Annotated in this window: 6 protein-coding genes; 3 read left to right on the forward strand and 3 right to left on the reverse strand. The window is 37.9% G+C overall.

The window, feature by feature from the left end; all coding sequences use genetic code 11:
- From AC1DPQ_RS20895 to AC1DPQ_RS20905, 3 genes are all read left to right on the forward strand, one after another.
- A partial coding sequence (locus AC1DPQ_RS20895) for a hypothetical protein (protein ID WP_477610752.1) occupies window positions 1-205 on the forward strand: 205 nt, incomplete at its 5' end.
- A gap of 130 nt (window positions 206-335) precedes the next feature.
- Window positions 336-1,223 (forward strand): flavin reductase family protein, encoded by an 888-nt coding sequence (locus AC1DPQ_RS20900; RefSeq protein WP_477585446.1) that lies wholly within the window; start codon window positions 336-338, stop codon window positions 1,221-1,223.
- Between the two features lie 25 nt (window positions 1,224-1,248).
- Window positions 1,249-1,854 carry a YdeI/OmpD-associated family protein gene (locus AC1DPQ_RS20905; RefSeq protein ID WP_477585448.1) on the forward strand — a complete coding sequence of 202 codons (606 nt, stop codon included), beginning with the start codon at window positions 1,249-1,251 and terminating at the stop codon, window positions 1,852-1,854.
- A gap of 1 nt (window position 1,855) precedes the next feature.
- Here the strand turns inward: AC1DPQ_RS20905 and AC1DPQ_RS20910 are convergent, their stop codons facing one another.
- The 3 genes from AC1DPQ_RS20910 to AC1DPQ_RS20920 all read right to left on the reverse strand — a co-directional run bounded on the left by AC1DPQ_RS20910 (window position 1,856) and on the right by AC1DPQ_RS20920 (window position 3,739).
- The gene (locus tag AC1DPQ_RS20910) at window positions 1,856-2,401 is read right to left on the reverse strand and encodes a C40 family peptidase (RefSeq protein ID WP_215125813.1); all 546 of its coding nucleotides are present in this window, start codon (window positions 2,399-2,401) and stop codon (window positions 1,856-1,858) included.
- A gap of 222 nt (window positions 2,402-2,623) precedes the next feature.
- Window positions 2,624-2,986 carry a magnetosome magnetite crystal formation protein family gene (locus tag AC1DPQ_RS20915; RefSeq protein ID WP_029275413.1) on the reverse strand — a complete coding sequence of 121 codons (363 nt, stop codon included), beginning with the start codon at window positions 2,984-2,986 and terminating at the stop codon, window positions 2,624-2,626.
- A gap of 51 nt (window positions 2,987-3,037) precedes the next feature.
- Complete coding sequence (locus tag AC1DPQ_RS20920; RefSeq protein ID WP_477584076.1) at window positions 3,038-3,739, reverse strand: SDR family oxidoreductase; 702 nt, start codon at window positions 3,737-3,739, stop codon at window positions 3,038-3,040.
- Window positions 3,740-3,795 lie beyond the last annotated feature (56 nt).

Here is a 3,795-nt window from a genome sequence, read left to right on the forward strand (position 1 = left end):
CCACGTAGTAGCTACAAGACAATTGAAAATGCTACTTCTACTTGTAAAACAAGTTCAGCATGACGACCGTTGCGAAGCTACAAGACAATTGAAAATGCTACTTCTACTTGTAAAACAAGTTCAGCATGACGACCGTTGCGAAAACCTAGAGAAAAAATATCATCAAAAGGGATTCAGGTTTAAATTACTTAGGCTAACCTTTTAACTAAACCCGATAGTAGCGTTATCTCCCGATTTTTCATCGGGAATATAGCGCATAGCGGGACTGCTGTTTCCCACTAACCACTGCATTTGTTTTCCAAAAACATAATTATAAAATTTAATCATTTAAAGTTTTGGTATCACTTAAAACCGAAGATTTAACCCCCGTAGAGCTGCAAAATTATTTGCAATACGCTATCGCTCCGCGACCGATCTGCTTTGCCTCAACTATCGATGCCGAAGGGAATATTAATTTAAGCCCCTTCAGTTTCTTTAATATGTTTAGTACAAATCCGCCGATCTGTATTTTTTCCCCGTCAAGAAGAGTGCGTGATAATACCACCAAACATAGCTTAGAAAACGTATTGCAGGTTAAAGAATGCGTCATTAATATTGTAAACTACGATATGGTGCAGCAAATGAGTTTGGCTAGTACCGAATACGCTAAAGGCGTAAACGAGTTCGAGAAAGCGGGATTTACCATGTTGAAATCTGATCTGGTCCTGCCACCCAGGGTAGCAGAAGCACCGGTGCAGTTTGAATGTGTTGTAAATGAAGTGATTTCATTAGGCGATCATCATGGTGCAGGAAACCTCGTGCTGGCTGAAATAAAAGTGATTCATATTAACGAAGCTATTTTAGATGAAAATGGTCGGATTGATCAACATAAAATCGATCTTGTAGCCCGATTAGGTGGCGATTGGTACTGTAGGGTTACAAACGACAATTTATTTAAAGTGGCTAAACCCCTCGCTAAATTAGGCATCGGTGTAGACCGTTTACCACATTCGGTCCGTTTTTCTAAAGTATTATCAGGAAATGACCTTGGAATGCTTGGAAACGTTGAACATTTACCGAGCGACGAAGAAATCGACCTGATCAGTACCCATCCAGAAGTAAAAGAAGTGCTCGATGCTACCATAGGTGATACAACCAACCGCGAAAGAGAGCTGCACGAACTGGCAAAAAAGTTTCTTCATAACGGAGCGGTAGAACTTGCTTTAAAGGTAGTTTTACTTTAAATTTAGTAAGGTAATTTTTAAGGCTATGCATACAATCGTTCAGGTAGATCAGTACATCATTAATTCGGCAGAATTTGCGATCCCCATTTTAGATCATTTAAGGAATCTGGTACATAAAGCCGATGGACGGATTGAAGAAAAAATGAAGTGGAGTATGCCATTCTTCGATTTCAAAGGCACAGTTTGTCATATGGCGTCCTTTAAACACCATTGTGCATTTGGTTTTTGGAAGGGATCGTTAATGCAAGATGAGTACGGCATTTTTAAAGAACGGTCTGAAGCGATGGGTTTGTTAGGGAAAATAACATCTTTGGAAGATTTACCTTCAGATGAGATCCTGATTGCTTACATACAACAGGCAATTAAATTAAATGAGGATAATGTAAAGTTGCCGGCAAAGCCAAAATCTACAGTACAGAAAGAACTCATTATTCCCGAATATTTTATTGAAGCATTAAAAGATGATCCTAAGGCCCTAGCCGTATTTCAGAATTTTAGCTTATCCAATAAAAAGGAATATGTAATGTGGCTTGAGGAAGCTAAAACAGAGGCAACTAAACAAAAACGATTGGATACCACACTGGAATGGCTCGCAGAAGGTAAAACAAGAATGTGGAAATATAAAAAGTAAGTTATATAATACTTACAATTTTCATGAAACGGGCCTTATAATGGCCATCAAAATCTGTAATGGTTACCTGATGTACTTTACCCGAAGAGGCATGGATAAACTTGATCCCGTTTTCATCAATGGAATAAACAATCCCAACATGACCGATTCTTCTTATTCTTGAATTACTGCCTGTAAAAATCAATACATCGCCTACTTTTGCGTTTTCCAAGCTGGTTTCTTTACCCGCGTAGCTAAACTCCCGCGAAGAACGTGGAACCTTAAAACCAAAATTACTGAAAACATAACTCACAAAGCCAGAGCAATCGAAACCAACTTTAGGATTACTTGTTGCATAACGATAGGGGATACCTAACATGCTTTTAGCAAAATCGATTAAACTTTCAGATTGTTTAGCCGACGAATTGTTTGATGGTTTATCCTCTTTAGGGAGGCTGGCAACGAGCTTTTTAACTAACTCCTGGTACTGAGCCGGGATGATGGTTTGGGATTTTCCTGCCGTGGCAGACAAAATGAAAAACGCAATCGGGACTATTATTTTCTTCATATGTAGGAACCAAAGATATAAAAAATATCCAAAGTCGATTAAAATGTTGAAAATGAGTGCAAATAAAACAAGGCTGTATCATAAATATAGAATTGTCATCCTGAGCCTGTCGAAGGACCTTTTAAAATGTCTCGCAAGGCGTTTCGACAAGCTCAACGTGACAAATTCGAATGGAATTACAATTTAGGATACAGCCCTAATAATTAAAATATTTGTTTTCGATTAAATACTTGGGAACATGGTTTGTGCTTTATCTCCAATGAGTGGCAATGCTTTCTGCTCACTATTATTTGCGCTAACGGCACCCAAAATGATAAAAATAATGTAAACAATGTACACCAGATAGCTTAGGTATCCTAAAATTGCCGTTGGTAAAATCATGATAATTATCGTTAAGGCCACATTAATCACAATAATACCCAAATGCAGTAACAGAGATTGCCTTAAATGATAACTTGATAACGCTGTTTTGTTGTCTTTGTACATCGCAAAGTACGATACTAGCCAGCCAATAAGGAAAATGTAACTAACAATTGCTGCATTTTTTCCACTATCGGCTGTTTTAAAAGGTGAGTTTGTTTCCATAGGTTTTTTAGTTTTTCGATTTAGCACGTAAATTACTAAATAATATGGATATTATGGTGTGGTAACAGCAACAGGTAAAATCTTTCCATTAAAGAATTTGTGTCCGGTTTTAGCAAAGTCGGTAACATATTTCCCCATTTCGAAGGCCATAACCGGGCTTTGGTAACCAGGGAAAGCAGCTTCAAGCATTTCCGTTTGTGCCGATCCTAATGCAAGACAATTGATTTTGATTCCTGTTTCAGCCAATTCGAAGGCCAAACATTCAGTTAAGGTGTGCAGCGCTGCTTTACTTGCCGAGTAAGCTGAAAGTCCTGGGAATTTAACGCTCCCTTGAAAACCACCCATACTACCGATGTTTACAATGTGGCTTCCGCTTTGCATTAGAGGTAAAATATGCTGAATCATCCTGAAGTGTGCGATCACATTGCTTTGTAACATTTCACCCAGATCAATTTCTGTGGTTTCTAAAAAAGGTTTATTAATTAAGGCCCCTGCATTGTTAATTAAGATATCAACAGATCCTAATCGTTCTTTTAAAAATGGAACTAATGCGGCATAGTCATCATTTACAATGTCAAATTCTACTGGTAAAAGTGTACAGTCTGGATTAATGCCTTTAGCAATTTCTAAGAGTTTACGCAGTTTATCTGCCGATCGGGCAATGGCTACAATTTTGTTCTCTTTCTGTAAGCTAAACTCTAAAGCAGTTTCGAAACCGATTCCACTACTTGCACCTGTAATTATAATGTTCATTAAAAAAAGTTAAAAATTGTTGTAAAGTTAAAAGGCCGAATGTTCCTAACCTGATG

Source organism: Pedobacter sp. 01T416_2 (assembly GCF_056398925.1).